Source organism: Oribacterium parvum ACB1 (genome assembly GCF_000238055.2).
Classification (GTDB): domain Bacteria; phylum Bacillota; class Clostridia; order Lachnospirales; family Lachnospiraceae; genus Oribacterium; species Oribacterium parvum.
This window is the reverse complement of record NZ_KE148312.1, coordinates 379,201-396,458: the sequence shown is the minus strand read 5'-3', so window position 1 is coordinate 396,458 and position 17,258 is coordinate 379,201. Positions and strand designations below refer to the sequence as shown.

Annotated in this window: 9 protein-coding genes, 3 tRNA genes and 3 rRNA genes; 14 read left to right on the top strand and 1 reads right to left on the bottom strand. The window is 45.2% G+C overall.

The genetic code is table 11. From position 1 onward, the window contains the following. Positions 1 to 103: 103 nt before the first annotated feature. The 8 genes from mtnA (at position 104) to HMPREF9625_RS01915 (ending at position 10,182) form a co-directional block, all read left to right on the top strand. Positions 104 to 1,210, top strand: coding sequence for an S-methyl-5-thioribose-1-phosphate isomerase (mtnA, locus tag HMPREF9625_RS01950; RefSeq protein WP_009535332.1), 1,107 nt, complete (start codon positions 104 to 106; stop codon positions 1,208 to 1,210). A gap of 192 nt (positions 1,211 to 1,402) precedes the next feature. Next, on the top strand, positions 1,403 to 2,608 hold the full coding sequence (locus tag HMPREF9625_RS01945; RefSeq protein ID WP_009535331.1) for a BMP family lipoprotein: 1,206 nt from the start codon (positions 1,403 to 1,405) through the stop codon (positions 2,606 to 2,608). 124 nt (positions 2,609 to 2,732) lie between these two features. After that, a complete protein-coding gene (locus HMPREF9625_RS01940; RefSeq protein ID WP_009535330.1) occupies positions 2,733 to 4,271 on the top strand; it encodes an ABC transporter ATP-binding protein in 1,539 nt (512 codons plus the stop codon). Continuing rightward, positions 4,258 to 5,541 (top strand): ABC transporter permease, encoded by a 1,284-nt coding sequence (locus HMPREF9625_RS01935; RefSeq protein WP_009535329.1) that lies wholly within the window; start codon positions 4,258 to 4,260, stop codon positions 5,539 to 5,541. Before HMPREF9625_RS01940 ends, HMPREF9625_RS01935 begins: the two co-directional genes overlap by 14 nt. After that, the gene (locus tag HMPREF9625_RS01930) at positions 5,541 to 6,500 is read left to right on the top strand and encodes an ABC transporter permease (RefSeq protein ID WP_009535328.1); all 960 of its coding nucleotides are present in this window, start codon (positions 5,541 to 5,543) and stop codon (positions 6,498 to 6,500) included. Before HMPREF9625_RS01935 ends, HMPREF9625_RS01930 begins: the two co-directional genes overlap by 1 nt. A gap of 157 nt (positions 6,501 to 6,657) precedes the next feature. Then, positions 6,658 to 7,932 (top strand): amidohydrolase family protein, encoded by a 1,275-nt coding sequence (locus HMPREF9625_RS01925; protein ID WP_009535327.1) that lies wholly within the window; start codon positions 6,658 to 6,660, stop codon positions 7,930 to 7,932. Positions 7,933 to 7,934: 2 nt separating this feature from the next. Then, positions 7,935 to 9,776, top strand: a complete 1,842-nt coding sequence (locus HMPREF9625_RS01920; RefSeq protein ID WP_009535326.1) for a cupin domain-containing protein — start codon at positions 7,935 to 7,937, stop codon at positions 9,774 to 9,776. 196 nt (positions 9,777 to 9,972) lie between these two features. Beyond that, the gene (locus tag HMPREF9625_RS01915; RefSeq protein ID WP_009535325.1) at positions 9,973 to 10,182 is read left to right on the top strand and encodes a hypothetical protein; all 210 of its coding nucleotides are present in this window, start codon (positions 9,973 to 9,975) and stop codon (positions 10,180 to 10,182) included. 172 nt (positions 10,183 to 10,354) lie between these two features. Here HMPREF9625_RS01915 and HMPREF9625_RS01910 read toward each other — a convergent pair whose 3' ends face one another. Then, on the bottom strand, positions 10,355 to 11,215 hold the full coding sequence (locus HMPREF9625_RS01910) for a PD-(D/E)XK nuclease family transposase (RefSeq protein WP_009535324.1): 861 nt from the start codon (positions 11,213 to 11,215) through the stop codon (positions 10,355 to 10,357). A gap of 680 nt (positions 11,216 to 11,895) precedes the next feature. Between HMPREF9625_RS01910 and HMPREF9625_RS01905 the strand changes: the two genes are divergently transcribed. From HMPREF9625_RS01905 to HMPREF9625_RS01880, 6 genes are all read left to right on the top strand, one after another. Next, positions 11,896 to 13,418: ribosomal RNA gene (locus HMPREF9625_RS01905) — 16S ribosomal RNA — on the top strand. Between the two features lie 174 nt (positions 13,419 to 13,592). Beyond that, positions 13,593 to 13,710, top strand: a 5S ribosomal RNA gene (rrf, locus tag HMPREF9625_RS01900). 272 nt (positions 13,711 to 13,982) lie between these two features. Next, positions 13,983 to 16,862, top strand: a 23S ribosomal RNA gene (locus HMPREF9625_RS01895). Together the 16S, 23S and 5S rRNA genes with 3 tRNA genes alongside form the textbook arrangement of a ribosomal RNA operon. A 118-nt stretch (positions 16,863 to 16,980) precedes the next feature. Beyond that, positions 16,981 to 17,053 (top strand) — tRNA-Asn (locus HMPREF9625_RS01890). A 29-nt stretch (positions 17,054 to 17,082) separates the two neighbouring features. Beyond that, a tRNA-Cys gene (locus HMPREF9625_RS01885) sits at positions 17,083 to 17,153 on the top strand. 20 nt (positions 17,154 to 17,173) lie between these two features. Further along, positions 17,174 to 17,245, top strand: a tRNA-Glu gene (locus tag HMPREF9625_RS01880). Positions 17,246 to 17,258: the final 13 nt, after the last annotated feature.

Here is a 17,258-nt window from a genome sequence, read left to right as displayed (position 1 = left end):
ACACAGCAATAAATATATAGAATAGGGATATATGGGAGCCGGTTTTCTTGATAAAAAAGCCGCTCTATGATACTTGTATAGGAAATGCAGGAGGGAAAAAGAAATGGGGCAGGACAGTTTAAAAGAGGAAGAAATTGTAGAATTACTCTCCGGAATTGAGAATGTTCGTTTAAACGAGGATGAGTCTGCAGTTGTGATTGTGGACCAGACTGTGCTTCCCGGAAAAAAAGAGCTCTTGGAACTGGGAGATGCAAAGGCGCTTTATGATGCGATTTTTGAATTAAAGGTGCGTGGAGCCCCTGCTATCGGAATCTGTGCATCTTACGGCATCTTTATTTTGGCAAAGCAGATTCAGGCGGATTCGGGAGAGACTTTTTACAAGAAGTTTAAGGAAGCTGCGGAGTATTTGAACTCTTCCCGCCCGACAGCCGTGAACTTAAGCTGGGCACTTCGGCGAATGGAAGATGTGGTGAAGGCAAATATTTCCAAAAGCCCTAAGGAAATAGTTTCCTTATTAAGAGAGGAGTGCAGACTGATTCAGGCTGAAGATGCCGCCATGTGTAAGGCCATCTCCGAGTACGGACTTTCGCTGTTGAAGGACGGTGACGGGATTTTAACGCATTGCAATGCAGGTCCCTTGGCTACTTCCAAGTACGGAACGGCTCTCGGTCCGCTCTTCCTTGGAAAGGAAAGAGGAATGAATTTTCATGTCTTTTCCGATGAGACAAGACCGCTTTTACAAGGAGCAAGGCTTACTTCTTATGAACTCGATCAGGGAGGGATAGATGTGACCTTAATATGTGACAATATGGCAAGTATTGTCATGAAAAACGGTTGGGTGCAGGCTTGTCTTGTGGGCTGTGACCGTGTTGCGGCAAATGGAGACGCTGCCAATAAAATCGGAACAAGCGGAGTGGCTATACTGGCAAAGTATTACGGCATTCCCTTCTATGTTTTAGGCCCGAGTTCCACGATTGACTTTCACTGTAAAACAGGAGAAGATATCGTGATAGAGGAGCGGAATCCGGAAGAAATCAAGTGTAAGTTCTATGAAAAGCCCATGGCACTTTCTTCGGTAAAATGTTACAACCCTGCATTTGATGTGACTGACCACAATCTGATCACTGCAATTATTACGGAGAGAGGAATCTTAAGAGCACCTTACACGGAATCCTTGAAAAAGGCTTTTCCGGAACGGGTTATAGAGTAAAGCTATCGTAGATACAGTGCAAAATAGCATAGATACTGCATAAAGAAGTCATAGAGTTGGCACGGAGATAGCGTAGGGAAAAGAGCCCTGCGATACTCAATATAAGGCAAAGCTGTACGAGAGGGGATTTCAATAAGAAAAGAGAAAGAAGCTCTTCGTACGCACACTTTTTAAAAAGGAGAGGAACGCATTATGAAAAAAACTTGGAAAGTTCTGACAGGTGCTGTACTTGTAGCTTCCCTGTTGGCAGGCTGCGGTGCATCCGGTGCGGCAAAGTCCACAACGGCTGCTGCCGGAGAGAACACAACAACTGCTGCGGCAGCGGAGGGAGAGACAAAGGCGGCGAAGGACGGTGAGGAGAAAAAAGGCTTAAAGATTGCCATTGTTTCCAGCCCCTCCGGTGTAGATGACGGAAGCTTTAACCAGGATAACTACAATGGTATCTTAAGCTTTATCGAGAAGCATCCGGATGCAAGCGTAACCCCTGTTCGTGAGGAGACAGGAGATACTGCAGCTGTTATGCAGGCTGTAAACGATATCGTGGCGGACTATGATGTTTTGGTTTGTTGCGGCTTCCAGTTTGCAGGAATCGGAACCATCGCAAAAGACAATCCCGATACAAAGTTTATCTTAGTGGACTCTTATCCTGTTGATGCAGACGGACAGGAAGTTTCCCTTGACAATGTTTACGCTATGCAGTTTAAGGAGCAGGAGAGTGGCTTCTTCGCAGGAATTGCAGCTGCTTTAGAGACAAAGAGCGGAAAGGTTGCCGTAGTGAACGGTATCGCTTATCCGTCCAACGTAAACTATCAGTATGGCTTTATGTCCGGCGTAAACTATGCTAAGGCAAAGTATGATGCAAAGGCAGAGTATGTAGAGATTCCTTCTTATGCAGGAACCGATGTGACCAATAAAAATGTTGGCGGAAACTATATCGGAAACTTCTCTGACGAAGCAACCGGTAAGGTAGTCGGTAAGGCACTCCTTGATAAGGGTGTTGACATCATGCTTGTTGCAGCAGGCGGATCCGGAAACGGTGTATTTACTGCTGTAAAGGAAGCCGGCAATGCTCAGGTTATCGGATGTGACGTGGACCAGTATGATGACGGTGCAAACGGAGACAAGAACATTATCTTAACTTCTGTTTTGAAAGTGATGCACTCTAATGTAGAGAAGCAGCTCGAGAAAGTTTTGGACGGAAGCTTCAAGGGCGAAAATGCGCTTCTTGGTGCAGATACTGATTCTACCGGCTATGTAAGTGCTGACGGAAGACAGCAGCTTTCCGCTGAGACTCTGGAAAAGCTGGAGGACGCGTACAAGAAGGTGCAGAGCGGAGAAATTGTTCCTGCTGCGAACTTTAACAACATGACACCGGATGATTTTACAGGCTTAAAGTAAAAGAATAAGCTGTAGGGGCGGCTGCCCGGTAAGAAGGATATTCCTGCCGGACAGCTGTCTTATTATAACGAGTATTGTACATAAAGCGTGTCGATCTCGTCCATCGAAATAGAGAGGAAACAGCATGTCCGAATATATAGTTGAGATGAAGCACATTACAAAGCGCTTTCCGGGAATTGTGGCAAATGATGATGTCTCCTTAGGGATAAAAAAAGGAGAGATATTTGCTCTTTTGGGAGAAAACGGTGCCGGAAAATCCACCCTTATGAGCATGCTCTTCGGTATGTATGAGCCGGATGAGGGCGAGATTTGGATTCGGGGGAAAAAGGAAGACATTCACTCTCCAAGCTATGCGACCAAATTGAATATCGGTATGGTTCACCAGCACTTTAAGCTGATACAGAACTATAGCATTACGGAAAATATCATCCTGGGCTTGCCTTCAAGGGATAAAAGGCTGGGCTTTTTGCCGTATGTGGATTTAAAGAAAGCGGAGGCAAAGGTTGCTGCGCTTTCTGAAAAATACGGACTGGAAGTCAATCCCAAGGATATCATTGAAAATGTAGGTATTTCCGTGCAGCAGCGTGTAGAGATCCTGAAAATGCTTTATCGTGAGGCGGAGATTCTGATTTTTGATGAGCCGACCGCGGTACTGACACCCCAGGAAATCACCTTCCTGTTGGAGATTATCCGGGGACTTCGGGATAAGGGAAAGACCATTATTTTGATTACGCATAAGCTCGCGGAAATCAAGCAGGTGGCGGATCGCTGTGCGATTTTAAATAGGGGAAAACTCATCGATATATTGGATGTTAAAGAGACTTCGGCAAAGACCATGGCGAATCTTATGGTTGGCCGTGAGGTGAACTTTACGGTGGAAAAGCCGGATCCAAAATACGGAAAGACTGTTCTTGAAGTACAGAATCTTACGGTAAAGAACCGGGACGGCTTCTCCGTTGTGAAAAATGTCAGCTTCTCCATTCGAAGCGGAGAAATCTTTGCGATTGCCGGGGTTGCCGGAAACGGACAGATTGAAATTGCGGATGCGATAGCAGGGCTTGTAAAGATTTCCGAAGGAAAGGTCATTCTAAACGGGAAGGACATCAGCGTAGAAAGTATTAGGAGGAGGATTCTGGAAGGAATCTCCTATATTCCGGAGGATAGACAGGATGTAGGGCTTGTGATGGATTTCTCTTTGGAAGACAACCTCGTTTTAAAGACCTATAGGAATGAGCGCTTTTCCAAGAAAGGGATATTATCTCACAAGGCAATTCGGGAAAATGGAGAAGAACTTATCGCAAAGTATGATATTCGTTCCGGGCAGGGGTGTCAGACGATTGTGCGCTCCATGAGCGGAGGAAACCAGCAGAAAGCGATTATCGGAAGAGAGATAGAGCTCGATTCCGAGCTGATGATTTTTGTGCAGCCTACGAGAGGCCTCGACATCGGTGCTATCGAGAACATCCATAAGCAGATTATTGCGGAGAGAAATGCCGGAAAGGCGATTCTCCTGATTTCTCTGGAGCTTGATGAAATCATGAACTGTGCAGATACAATCGGGGTTATTTATAATGGAGAAATGCAAAAGATTGCCGATGCAAAGGAGCTTAGCACGAATCAGGTAGGGGAGTTTATGATGGGGGTAAAGCATGAAAGACAATAAAACGAAGGAAAAGAGTCTGCTGTTTAAGCTTCTTGGGCAGGAAAAAACGCAGAATATCACGATTCCTGTATTTGCTATTGTTTTAAGCCTTTTTGCCGGTGCGGTAATCATTCTTTTACAGGGAAAGAACCCCTTGATTGCGTATATGAATTTACTCCAGGGTTCCGGTATTTTGCCGAAGGAAAGCTACGCAGGTTATAAGAACATCCTGACGGATTTTTGCAGTTTCTTAAACGCCTGGACACCGATGATTTTTGCTTCTCTCGCCGTTGCCGTTGCGCTTCGTGCGGGGCTTTTCAATATCGGGGTAGCAGGACAAATGCTCACTGCGGGCTTTGTAAGTTCGGTTTTTATCGGCTACAGCAATCTCCCTGCATTTCTTGCAAAACCCTTGGTTATCCTAATCGGTATTGGCGTAGGCATGGCTCTCGGGGCTTTTATCGGAGTATTAAAGCATCGCTTTAATATTAATGAGGTAGTTTCTACCATTATGGTGAACTATATTGCGCAGTATGTTATCGCATTTTTTATCAATACCTATTATGTAAATCCGACCTCCAGACAGTCCAAGCCGGTTTCTGTGGCGTCTCGTCTTACCTTGATGGATACTTTGGTGGGAAATCTGAAAATAGATATACCGCTTGCAATTGTTTTGGCACTATTGGTAGCGGTACTGATTCAGTTTGTACTGGACAGAACCTGCTTCGGCTTTGAGATTAAGAGTGTGGGCTTCAGCAAGAAGGCCTCCCGCTACGCCGGTATTCCGGTAGGAAAGAATCTGGTGCTGACCATGGCGCTTTCCGGTGCTCTCGCAGGCCTTGCCGGTGTCAGCTATTACCTTGGCTATTTCGGCTCTATCCAGCCAAGAGTTCTACCGAGTATGGGATTTGACTCTATTGCGGTAGCCCTTCTTGGAAACAGTAACCCCATCGGAATTGTGTTCTTCTCTTTCTTCATTACCATATTGAGCAAGGGAAGCACCTATATGAACTCCGCATCAGGCCTTGAGTCCGAGATTGCGTCCGTAATCACCGGTATCATTCTTCTTTTCTCTGCTTGCAACGCCTATATTCGTTACCTTGTGAATAAGGAAAAGCTGGAAAGGGAAGAGCAAAATAAGAGGCAGGATAAGAGCAGAGCAGAAGGGACGGAGGGGGAAAGAAAAGAAAAAGTAGGAGAAATTAAAAATAAAGAAGAAAATAAAGAAGAAAAAAGAGCAGTAGAGGAAGATAAGGGAGAAACAAATGTGATGGAAGGAGGGGAAGCATAATGGAAAGAATCATTATCGACGGTCTGTCCTTTTCTTTGCCGCTTTTTATCATGGCTGTAGGAGGAATCTACAGTGAGAAAAGTGGAATCACAAACCTCGCTTTGGAAGGTTTCCAGGGGATGGGGGCTTTTACCGGAGCCCTAGCAGCAGTCATTATGATGAATATGGGCATTGGAAATGCAACAATGCAGTTTTATGCGGCGATTTTCTTTGCAGTGCTTGGCGGAGCCTTATATTCCCTGCTTCACGCCGTGCTATGCATTCGGATGAAGGCAAATCAGGTCATTAGCGGCGTGGTGCTGAATATTTTGGCCATGTCCTTAACCGCTTATCTTTGTAAGGCTCTTAACAAGGGACTTTTCCATGCGGCATCCGATAAGTTTGTGCTGAGCGTTTCGGATAAATTTACAGTGCCCGGACTTTCCGCAATTCCTGTTTTGGGCGCGTTTTTTAAGGATATTTATCCTTTTGAAGTTTTGATTATTTTAGCTGCGATTGTATGCTGGTACATCCTTTACCAGACTCGTTACGGTATGAATCTTCGCGCCTGTGGAGACAATCCTCATGCAGTGGATGCGGCAGGAGAGAGTGTAAGCAAAACCCGTACGATTGCGGTGTTGTTTTCCGGAGCCCTTTCGGGACTTGCGGGCATCTGCTTTGCTTATTCCATTTCCGGAAACTTTTCTTCCGCAATTTTTGTGGGTTACGGCTATCTTTCCATTGCGGCCATGATTTTCGGAAACTGGACCATCCTTCCAACCTTGGCTTCCTGTCTGCTCTTCGGCTTTGCCCGTTCCGGCGGATATTTTCTTGTGCAGAAGATGCAGATGCCGAGTAGCTACTCGGATCTGGCTATGACACTGCCCTATATCTTGACCTTGCTGCTTTTGATTTTCTTCTCGAAGTTTAACAGAGCACCGAGGGCTTTAGGGGAGACTTACGATAAGGGTAAGCGGTAAAACTTCGAAGAGATAAAGAGAAGAGAAAAACAAAAGAGGCGAATAACAAAGACGAATAAAAGAGACGAATAAAAGAGAACACTTGGAAGAGATAAATATGGCGAAATAATGAAAAGGCTAAAAACTGAAAAGCATAGAAGATAAGGAAGGAGTGGCTGTGGGAATTCGTTTTTATAATGCAAGAATCCTGACTATGCAGGACAATATGGAAATCATAGAGGGAGAGCTCTGGACGGAAAAGGAGCGAATCAGCTATATCGGGCCTAAGAGAAAAGAGATACAGCAGGGCTTCGAACGGGAAATCGACCTAAAAGGGAATCTCATTCTTCCCGGTTTTAAGGATGCGCATACCCACTCTGCCATGACTTTCCTTCGCTCCTATGCGGATGACCTCCCCCTATGGGATTGGCTTTCGAAACAGGTCTTTCCCATGGAGGCGAAGCTTAGAGGAGAGGACATTTATTCCTTTTCGAAGCTTGCGATTCTTGAATATTTAAGCTCAGGTATCACAGCTTGCTTTGATATGTATTTTCATCCGGAGGAAATGGCGCGCCTTGCGGTAGATACGGGCTTCCGTACCGTTTTAGTTCCGGGTTTAAATGATTTTAACTTCTCATTGGAAGAAATGCGGGACTGTTATCAAAAGTACAATGCCTTTCATACCCTCGTTTCGTATCAGCTCGGATTCCATGCGGAGTACACGACTTCGAAAGCGTTGATGGAAGGATTAGCCAAAATCTCGGAAGAGTTTAAGGCGCCGGTATTTACTCATAATTCTGAGACAAAAGGGGAGGTGGCAGGTTGTCTTGAACGATACGGCATGACTCCGACTGCACTTATGGACGCTCTCGGTATGCTGAACTATGGCGGAGGAGGGTACCACTGCGTTTATTTAAGCGATGAAGATATGGACATTTTCAAAAAGAGAGGCATGACGGTTGTTTCGAATCCCGGCTCCAATATGAAGCTGGCAAGCGGTGTACCAAGAACGGCCGAACTCCTTAAAAGAGGGATTCCCATGGCAATCGGTACAGATGGTGCGGCGAGCAATAACTGCCTTGATATGTTCCGGGAAATGTTCTTGGTTACCGGGCTTGCCAAGCTGCGGGAAGAGGATGCGAGTGTGGTTTCCGCGGAAGAGGTTCTGAAAATGGCCTGTGTGAACGGGGCACATTGTATGGGACTTAAAGACGCGGACTGTCTTTCCGAAGGGAAGCTTGCGGATCTTTGTGTTCTGGATCTTCATCAGCCGAATATGCAGCCCGTGAATTCCATTGTGAAAAATATCGTCTACAGCGGCAGTAAGCAAAATGTAGAACTCACCATGGTGAACGGAAAGATTCTCTATGAAAAAGGGAAATTCTTTATCGGAGAGGATCCCGAAGAAATCTATGTGAAGGCCAATCGTCGTATGCAGGAATTAAAGGGGTAAAGATGAGAGTAGGAATAATCGGAACAGGATTTATTGCGGATGTCCATGCTGCAGCATTGCGAGCGGCAGGACAGGATATCGTGGCGATTTGCGGAAATGAGGAGGCGGTTCTCGCCTCCTTTTCCAAGAAATGGAGTATTGCAAAAACTTATACGGATTATCGGGATATTCCTTTGGAAATTCTTGACGCCGTGCATATCTGTACACCGCCGAATACACACTATGCCATAGCGAAGTATTTTCTGGAAAAGAATCTGTGCTTAGAAAAGAATGTGTGCTTAGAAAAGAATCTGTGCTTAGAAAAGAATCTGTGCTTAGAAAAGAATCCGGAGCCGGAAAAGAACCTGGATTTAGAAAAGAATCAGGAATTGGGAAAAAACCGGATTTTAGAGAAACATATAGATATAGGAAAAAATCTTGAAAAAAAGCTTGGAAAAAATAAAGGAAAGCTGGCCATTATCTGTGAAAAGCCTCTCTGCCTCAATATAGAAGAGGGAAAGGAACTTTTGGAGCTTGTGAAACAGTCTGAAACTCCTTTTGGAGTCTGCTTCCATAACCGTTTTTATCCGGCTATTCGGAAAATGCGCGAGCTTCTTCAGAGTGGAGAGCTCGGAAGACCGATTCTTCTCTACGGAGCATATGAGCAGGAGTTTCATATTCCGCCCGTTCCCTATTCCTGGCGTTTTGATGTAAAGGATGGCAACCATCTTCGCGCCGTTTCGGAAATCGGCTCTCATGTCTTAGACCTAACGCATTTTTTGCTGGAAAAGCCGGTAATCACTCTACAGGCTGCTTTTCAGAATCGAAACCATGTCTTATTTAAAGATCAGGCAGGTATGCTGTGGGATAAAGAGGACGCGGGAAAACTTCCTGTTCCGATTGAAAATGAGGATACTGCAGTTCTGAATATGCAGCTTCAGGGAGGATGCCGGGTGGCTCTTGCGCTTTCAGAAGTGAGTCACGGGAAAAAGAACCGCATTTTCCTGAATCTGATTTGTGAAAAGGGAAGACTCGGCTGGGATAATGACAGGGCGGATCTGCTTTCTTTCTCTTCAGAAAAAGGAAGCTCAAAAGAACTGAGCCTCGGTATGCAAACTGGTTACAAAGACTGCTTCCGGGAGATGTTTTCCGACTTTTATAATGCTTTAGCGGAAGGGCGGACTTCAGTTATGGCAACGCCTTCTGAAGCTTTACAAAATGAAGAGCTCTGCGAGGCATTTTATAGAAGTGCTAAAGCGGAAAAGGAATTTATATTCAGTGATGCCTTGGAACAGGAGAAGGCTAAGCCGGATTCATTGGAAGAAGCCGATTTAAAAGAAGAGGTAGAGAATTTTGGAAAAGAGAAGTGTGAAAAAAAGAAGCGAAAGGATTTTTTGATTCAGCACTATTCCATGGAGCTCTTGGAAGGGGAGCATACCTTCTTTTCGGAGTGCTACCATTCTCCCAATCGCAATACGGAGGGAAAACTTCTGGCGTCGACCATGTACGGCTTGTATTGTAAGGAACCGAAGAGCTATTCCGACTTCCATAAACTAAGTCATGAAGAAATCTGGACTTTTTTAGAAGGAGACCCTTTTACTCTTTATCTCTTATATGAAGACGGTTCAGTGGATACGGTTACCCTTGGTTCGGATCTGGCTTCCGGGCAGCTCCTGCAATATACGGTTCCGGTCGGTGTAATGCAAGCCGGATGCTTAAAACCCGGCGGGGAGTATGCTTTGTATAGCTGCACCGTAGTACCGGCTTTTGATTGGCAATGCTTTACTATGGTAAGCACAGAAGAGATTATGCAAAAATATGGAGAAAAGCAGGAAATCAAAGACTTCTATAAAAGATTTATATAAAAGAATAGAGAAGTAGAACTGTAAATAACTATATTATTGGACATAGCCCTATAGGATAATAAAGGAAAGAGTCATACAGAATGGAATAAGTATTGACAGAGCTCTTTTCCAATGCTAAGGTGCTTAAGTTGTTATCGAAAGGGGACTCTTTAGAGACTTACAAGAGAAATACCCTTATGACTTTTAGGAGGAAAATATGGGCGAGCAGTTTGGCAATCTTTTCAGACAGTATCCATGGCAGATACTCTGCGCTATTTCATTTTTATTTATTGTAGGACAGGTTGTACTACTTTACATTGCAAAGCAGCGCGGTTGGTCAATGCGAGTTAGACCGTTACGCATTCTTGTATTTGTGGCTTTGTTTATCTTTTCTATATATGCGATGATTACAGGACAGACTTTCTAGGCTTAGATAGAAGAAAAGTACCGATTGCTCTTTTTGGAGTATCGGTACTTTTTGTTTTTGGGCATATACAACCCTATAATTGGGGAAAACTTTGTACTTTAGAATCACGCTATTATTTCTGTTTTTAATTGAACTTTTCAAGAGTATTTAGAAAAATTCCTTTAAAATGTCTTTAGGAGAGCTGATATTCCTCAAGTAGAGACTTCCTAAAGCTTTCGCTTTCTGAGGCTTTTGCAATATCGTCAATGCGTCCATCTTTTACTAGCAGTCCCATTAATTTTGCCATTTTTGTTTCGGATTCAGCTCTACCCTCGGCTCTTCCCTCTAAAACTGCTTCTTTTTTCCACTGTTGTTTTAGTCGTTCAAAATAGCTGGTCATAATTCCTTCCTCTCCTTTCTCAACGGCGTTATTTTCTTTTAACTCGAAAACTCTTCTAGCAAGAACTTTAGAATGCATCTTTTTAGGATCTGTTATATAAAAATCCTCAATCAATTTACCTAATTCTGTGTTATCACGGATGTTCGTATTGAGATAAACAATATGAGTTTTATCCTGGAACGGCTCTCCGGTTTCCTCTATCACTCTGGAAATATGATAGATTTGTTTATTTCTTTTTAAAGCATCCTTTCCACAAATAAATATAACATAGCTTTCGGGTAAATGCTCGAAATTCTGTCCGCTATGCAGGATGTTCATATCAATCATTCCGGAATGATAGCGTGCGCGTAAGGGGCTTGCCCCCTGTGCCCCGTTTTGTATTTCAATGTTATAGACAGTGCCGGTTTTATCGGTACAATAACAATCTAGTATAAGGGATCTTCCTTGGAGATTTTTTAGATCCATCTGCAAGTTTTGTGATTTAACCCGTAAGTCGGGTTTATTCAAAACAACTTGTAAAATATATTCGGTGCATTTCATATCTTTTAAGACGACACGCATGAAAGCATCATCCATTAAAATGAGCTTGGGAATGGTTTCTTGCACCCAATTCTGAGGAGGAAAACTGTTAGAATAAGACACGGATTTCTTCATAAATAATCTCCTTGGAGAATGGAAAAAGAGAAGAATAAAGATTAGAAATAAATTAGATTAGAAAATACGATTATAAAAAGCTAGACTTGGAAATCAATTGAGTCCTGAAAAACAGAACAAGAAATCATAAGAATCATAACAGGGATAGTGTAACAAAGAAAATATAAAATGCCTATACTTCATATTTGGATAAGGTTTAAAGGATTTCTCAGGAATAAATTATAGGAAATACTTTTGAAATCAACAAAATACAAACTTCAAAAATAAAACTGTAAAATTTCCGACAAAAAAACATCCGATAAAAAATTCCGAAAAAAATAAAAAAATTGCTTGACAGCAAATCTCACCGGTGCTAAGATACACAGGCTGTCGCTCCAGACGAGCTACAGAGGGAAGGACTTTTCATCAGAAAAGTCGTCCCGTACCGACCACAGCCCGAAGGGGTGTGCTTTGCAGAGCAAAGTTTGTTTCAGTCATCCAATACTGAAACAAAGTCCAACAGTACCTTGAAAATCAAAGATCGAATAATACACAGACCCTGAAGATTCTAAAGAATTTTCAGTAATGTTTCAAACGAAACTTACACGAACGGTTTAATAAACCAAAAGTAAAAAAGGAAAAACTAAAGCTAAGCTAAGTTTTGACTAGAGAAAGAACTTAAAGAGAGCAATCTCTTAACTTATTATGAGAGTTCGATCCTGGCTCAGGATGAACGCTGGCGGCGTGCCTAACACATGCAAGTCGAACGAGATGCGTATTGGAAAGCTTCGGCCGGAAGATATGTTATCTAGTGGCGGACGGGTGAGTAACACGTGGGTAACCTGCCTTATGGAGGGGGATAACAGAGAGAAATCACTGCTAATACCGCATAAGCACACATTGCCGCATGGCAGAGTGTGAAAAGATTTATCGCCATAAGATGGACCCGCGTCTGATTAGCCAGTTGGCAGGGTAAAAGCCTACCAAAGCAACGATCAGTAGCCGATCTGAGAGGATGACCGGCCACATTGGGACTGAGACACGGCCCAAACTCCTACGGGAGGCAGCAGTGGGGAATATTGCACAATGGGGGAAACCCTGATGCAGCGACGCCGCGTGAGTGAAGAAGTATTTCGGTATGTAAAGCTCTATCAGCAGGGAAGATAATGACAGTACCTGACTAAGAAGCCCCGGCTAACTACGTGCCAGCAGCCGCGGTAATACGTAGGGGGCAAGCGTTATCCGGATTTACTGGGTGTAAAGGGAGCGTAGACGGAATGGCAAGTCTGAAGTGAAAACCCCGGGCTCAACCTGGGGACTGCTTTGGAAACTGTTGTTCTAGAGTGTTGGAGAGGTAAGTGGAATTCCTGGTGTAGCGGTGAAATGCGTAGATATCAGGAAGAACACCGGAGGCGAAGGCGGCTTACTGGACAATAACTGACGTTGAGGCTCGAAAGCGTGGGGATCAAACAGGATTAGATACCCTGGTAGTCCACGCTGTAAACGATGAATACTAGGTGTCGGGGTGCAAAGCATCTCGGTGCCGTCGCTAACGCAATAAGTATTCCACCTGGGGAGTACGTTCGCAAGAATGAAACTCAAAGGAATTGACGGGGACCCGCACAAGCGGTGGAGCATGTGGTTTAATTCGAAGCAACGCGAAGAACCTTACCAAGTCTTGAGATCCCATTGACAGAGTATGTAATGTACTTTCCCTTCGGGGCAATGGTGACAGGTGGTGCATGGTTGTCGTCAGCTCGTGTCGTGAGATGTTGGGTTAAGTCCCGCAACGAGCGCAACCCCTATAGTTAGTAGCCAGCAGTAAGATGGGCACTCTAACTAGACTGCCAGGGATAACCTGGAGGAAGGCGGGGATGACGTCAAATCATCATGCCCCTTATGACTTGGGCTACACACGTGCTACAATGGCGTAAACAAAGGGAAGCAAGAGGGTGACCTTAAGCAAATCTCAAAAATAACGTCTCAGTTCGGACTGTAGTCTGCAACCCGACTACACGAAGCTGGAATCGCTAGTAATCGCAGATCAGCATGCTGCGGTGAATACGTTCCCGGGTCTTGTACACACCGCCCGTCACACCATGGGAGTTGGTAATGCCCGAAGTCAGTGTTCCAAAAGAGGAAGCTGCCGAAGGCAGGACTGATGACTGGGGTGAAGTCGTAACAAGGTAGCCGTATCGGAAGGTGCGGCTGGATCACCTCCTTTCTAAGGATAAAGTAGGGGTTTGTGTGTTATTCGATTTTTGATTATAAAGGTAGAATCGAAGAGTTTACTTTTCGAAGAAAAGTTTTCGACGGCAATCCGATGCCGGAGAAAACCCTTATAGAGGAACAATTCGAAAAAGTATCTTTGATAAAAACAATAAATAGTTCATTCTTGTTTGGTGCTGATGCGTTTAGGGGAAACACCCGTTCCCATCCCGAACACGACGGTTAAGACTTAAACGGCCGAAAATACTTTGCTGGTAACGGCACGGGAAGATAGGTGGGTGCCAAACATTTTTTTAAAAATAAAAAAGAATGAAATACAATGCTGCGAGGAGCACAGGAGGTTCATGACTTCCCATTGTACTGCTTACGAAAGTAAGCATCGTACCTTGAAAACTACATATCAAGAAAGAAATAATTATTCTAGTAAATAGAGTAAGACATCCGAGGGTACAAGGTAAAACTTGTACAAACAATCGAGAGTAAGAAGAGAAATCTTCTTCACAATCAGAAAAGAGATACACGCTAGTATCTCAAACACTTGAGCGATCAAGTGGAGAATTGGTTAAGCAATAAGAGCATAGGGTGAATGCCTAGGCACTGAGAGCCGAAGAAAGACGTGATAAGCTGCGAAAAGCTGCGGGGATTGGCAAATACGAGTTGATCCGCAGATATCTGAATGGGGAAACCCACTAGAGAAGACCTCTAGTACTGTACAGCCAATACATAACTGTACGGAGGGAACCCGCTGAACTGAAACATCTAAGTAGGCGGAGGAAGAGAAAACAACCGTGATTCCGAAAGTAGTGGCGAGCGAAATCGGAAGAGCCCAAACCGAGGTGCGTGCACCTCGGGGTTCGGACTGCATAAAGATCTGTAAGTGAGTGGAAGCCGATGGAAATAGGCGCCATAGAGGGTGAAAGCCCCTTACACGAAGCATAAAGGATTAAGCAGTATCCAGAGTACTGTCAGACACGTGGAACCTGGCAGGAAGACGGGGGGACCACCCCCCAAGGCTAAATACTACTCAGTGACCGATAGCGATTAGTACTGTGAAGGAAAGGTGAAAAGGACCCCGGGAGGGGAGTGAAAGAGAACCTGAAACCCTGTGTTTACAAACTGTGGAACAGCGCAAGCTGAACCGCGTACTTTTTGTAGAACGGTCCGGCGAGTTATAGTTACTGGCAAGGTTAAGGACTTTAGGTCCGGAGCCGAAGCGAGAGCAAGTCTAAATAGGGCGTTAAGTCAGTAAATATAGACCCGAAACCGGGTGACCTATCCATGTCCAGGATGAAGCTAAAGTAAAATTTGGTGGAGGTCCGAACGCACATCCGTTGAAAAGGGTGGCGATGAGGTGTGGATAGCGGAGAAATTCCAATCGAACCCGGAGATAGCTGGTTCTCCTCGAAATAGCTTTAGGGCTAGCCTCGCTGATAAGTCTTTCGCAGGTAGAGCACTGAATTCTTGAGGGGGCGTCAAAGTCTACCAAGAGATATCAAACTCCGAATGGCGGTAAGATATAAGCGGGAGTCAGACTGCGGGATATAAATTCCGTAGTCAAAAGGGAAACAGCCCAGATCTACAGCTAAGGTCCCAAAGTACATGTTAAGTGGTAAAGGATGTGGGATTTCATAGACAACTAGGATGTTGGCTTAGAAGCAGCCACACATTCAAAGAGTGCGTAATAGCTCACTAGTCGAGAGGTCCTGCGCCGAAAATTAACGGGGCTAAAACATGACACCGAAGCTTAGGGATGGTGTAAACCATCGGTAGAGGAGCATTGAAAACGAGATGAAGCGGTACCGAAAGGATCCGTGGATTGTTTTGAAGAGAGAATGCCGGAATGAGTAGCGAGATGGAGGTGAGAATCCTCCAGGCCGAATATCTAAGGTTTCCAGGGTAAAGCTGATCTGCCCTGGGTAAGTCGGGGCCTAAGGCGAGGCGGAGACGCGTAGTCGATGGACAACTGGTGTAGATTCCAGTACCTTACTAAATCAGAAATGTGGGGACACATGGAGAAAGAGAGAGCCGGGAATGAGAAGACCGGTGCAAGGGAGGTAGGAGTGTAGTAGGAAAATCCGCTACATAATCTGAAGACCTGATGCGGATCGAAATAAAGTAGAGAAGCTCTTTAACTCTGTGGCGAGAAAAGCCGCTATAGTGTTTAGTAAGCCCGTACCGCAAACCGACACAGGTAGATGAGGAGAGAATCCTAAGGCCGGCGGGAGAAGCATTGTTAAGGAACTCGGCAAAATGACCCCGTAACTTCGGGAGAAGGGGTGCCCAGGCAACTGGGCCGCAGAGAAAAGGCTCAAGCAACTGTTTAGCAAAAACACAGGTCTATGCGAAACCGTAAGGTAAAGTATATGGGCTGACGCCTGCCCGGTGCTGGAAGGTTAAGAGGAGAGGTTAGAGCAATCGAAGCTTTGAATTGAAGCCCCAGTAAACGGCGGCCGTAACTATAACGGTCCTAAGGTAGCGAAATTCCTTGTCGGGTAAGTTCCGACCCGCACGAAAGGCGTAATGATTTGAGCGCTGTCTCAACAATGCACCCGGTGAAATTGAAGTGCCAGTGAAGATGCTGGTTACCCGCGCCAGGACGGAAAGACCCCATGGAGCTTTACTCCAGCTTGATACTGGGATTCGGTAATGTATGCACAGGATAGGTGGGAGACTGAGAAGATAGTACTTCGGTATTATCAGAGTCGCTGTTGGGATACCACCCTTATGTTATTGGATTTCTAACCTTAGGCCGTAAACCGGTCAAGGGACAATGTCAGGTGGGGAGTTTGACTGGGGCGGTCGCCTCCGAAAGAGTATCGGAGGCGCTCAAAGGTTCCCTCAGGATGGTTGGAAACCATCCAAAGAGTGTAAAGGCATAAGGGAGCCTGACTGCGAGGTTGACGGACCAAGCAGAGTAGAAATACGGACTTAGTGATCCGGTGGTATGAAAGTGGGATTGCCATCGCTCAACGGATAAAAGCTACCCTGGGGATAACAGGCTGATCTCCCCCAAGAGTTCACATCGACGGGGAGGTTTGGCACCTCGATGTCGGCTCATCGCATCCTGGGGCTGAAGTCGGTCCCAAGGGTTGGGCTGTTCGCCCATTAAAGCGGTACGCGAGCTGGGTTCAGAACGTCGTGAGACAGTTCGGTCCCTATCCGGCGCGGGCGTAGGATATTTGAGAGGATCTGTCCTTAGTACGAGAGGACCGGGATGGACTGACCTCTGCTGAACCTGTTGGGAATCAATCCCATCGCAGGGTAGGCAAGTTGGGAATGGATAAACGCTGAAGGCATCTAAGCGTGAAGCCAACCTCAAGATGAGATATCCCATCGTAAGAGTAAGACCCCTTGAAGAGAACGAGGTAGATAGGACTGAGGTGTAAGTGTAGCAATACATTCAGCTGACAGTTACTAATAGGTCGAGGGCTTATCCAATGCGTCTGATTGATTTGTTTTACTGCTAGAGTTAGCAATGTTCTTCGGGACAAAGCGGATTTATCTTGACAGGGTTTATCCTATTCGATATAATCCTTTTCTGACGGATATTTATTTATGCCTCTATAGCTCAGTCGGTAGAGCACGCGGCTGTTAACCGCGGTGTCGTTGGTTCGAGTCCATCTGGAGGCGTTTCACTATTCTCTCACCGAGAAAAGTGTGGCGAAGTAGCCAAGTGGTAAGGCGTGGGTCTGCAACACCCTGATCACCGGTTCAAATCCGGTCTTCGCCTTTCACTCTGCTAAAGAGTTTGGCGCCATGGTCAAGCGGTTAAGACACCACCCTTTCACGGTGGTATCACGAGTTCGAGTCTCGTTGGCGTCATTTATTTATCTCA

Coding starts and splice junctions, on each gene's coding strand:
- HMPREF9625_RS01920 (WP_009535326.1), top strand. CDS start 7,935: ATGAGAGTAGGAATAATCGGAACAGGATTTATTGCGGATGTCCATGCT.
- HMPREF9625_RS01935 (WP_009535329.1), top strand. CDS start 4,258: ATGAAAGACAATAAAACGAAGGAAAAGAGTCTGCTGTTTAAGCTTCTT.
- HMPREF9625_RS01945 (WP_009535331.1), top strand. CDS start 1,403: ATGAAAAAAACTTGGAAAGTTCTGACAGGTGCTGTACTTGTAGCTTCC.
- mtnA (WP_009535332.1), top strand. CDS start 104: ATGGGGCAGGACAGTTTAAAAGAGGAAGAAATTGTAGAATTACTCTCC.
- HMPREF9625_RS01930 (WP_009535328.1), top strand. CDS start 5,541: ATGGAAAGAATCATTATCGACGGTCTGTCCTTTTCTTTGCCGCTTTTT.
- HMPREF9625_RS01915 (WP_009535325.1), top strand. CDS start 9,973: ATGGGCGAGCAGTTTGGCAATCTTTTCAGACAGTATCCATGGCAGATA.
- HMPREF9625_RS01910 (WP_009535324.1), bottom strand. CDS start 11,215: ATGAAGAAATCCGTGTCTTATTCTAACAGTTTTCCTCCTCAGAATTGG.
- HMPREF9625_RS01940 (WP_009535330.1), top strand. CDS start 2,733: ATGTCCGAATATATAGTTGAGATGAAGCACATTACAAAGCGCTTTCCG.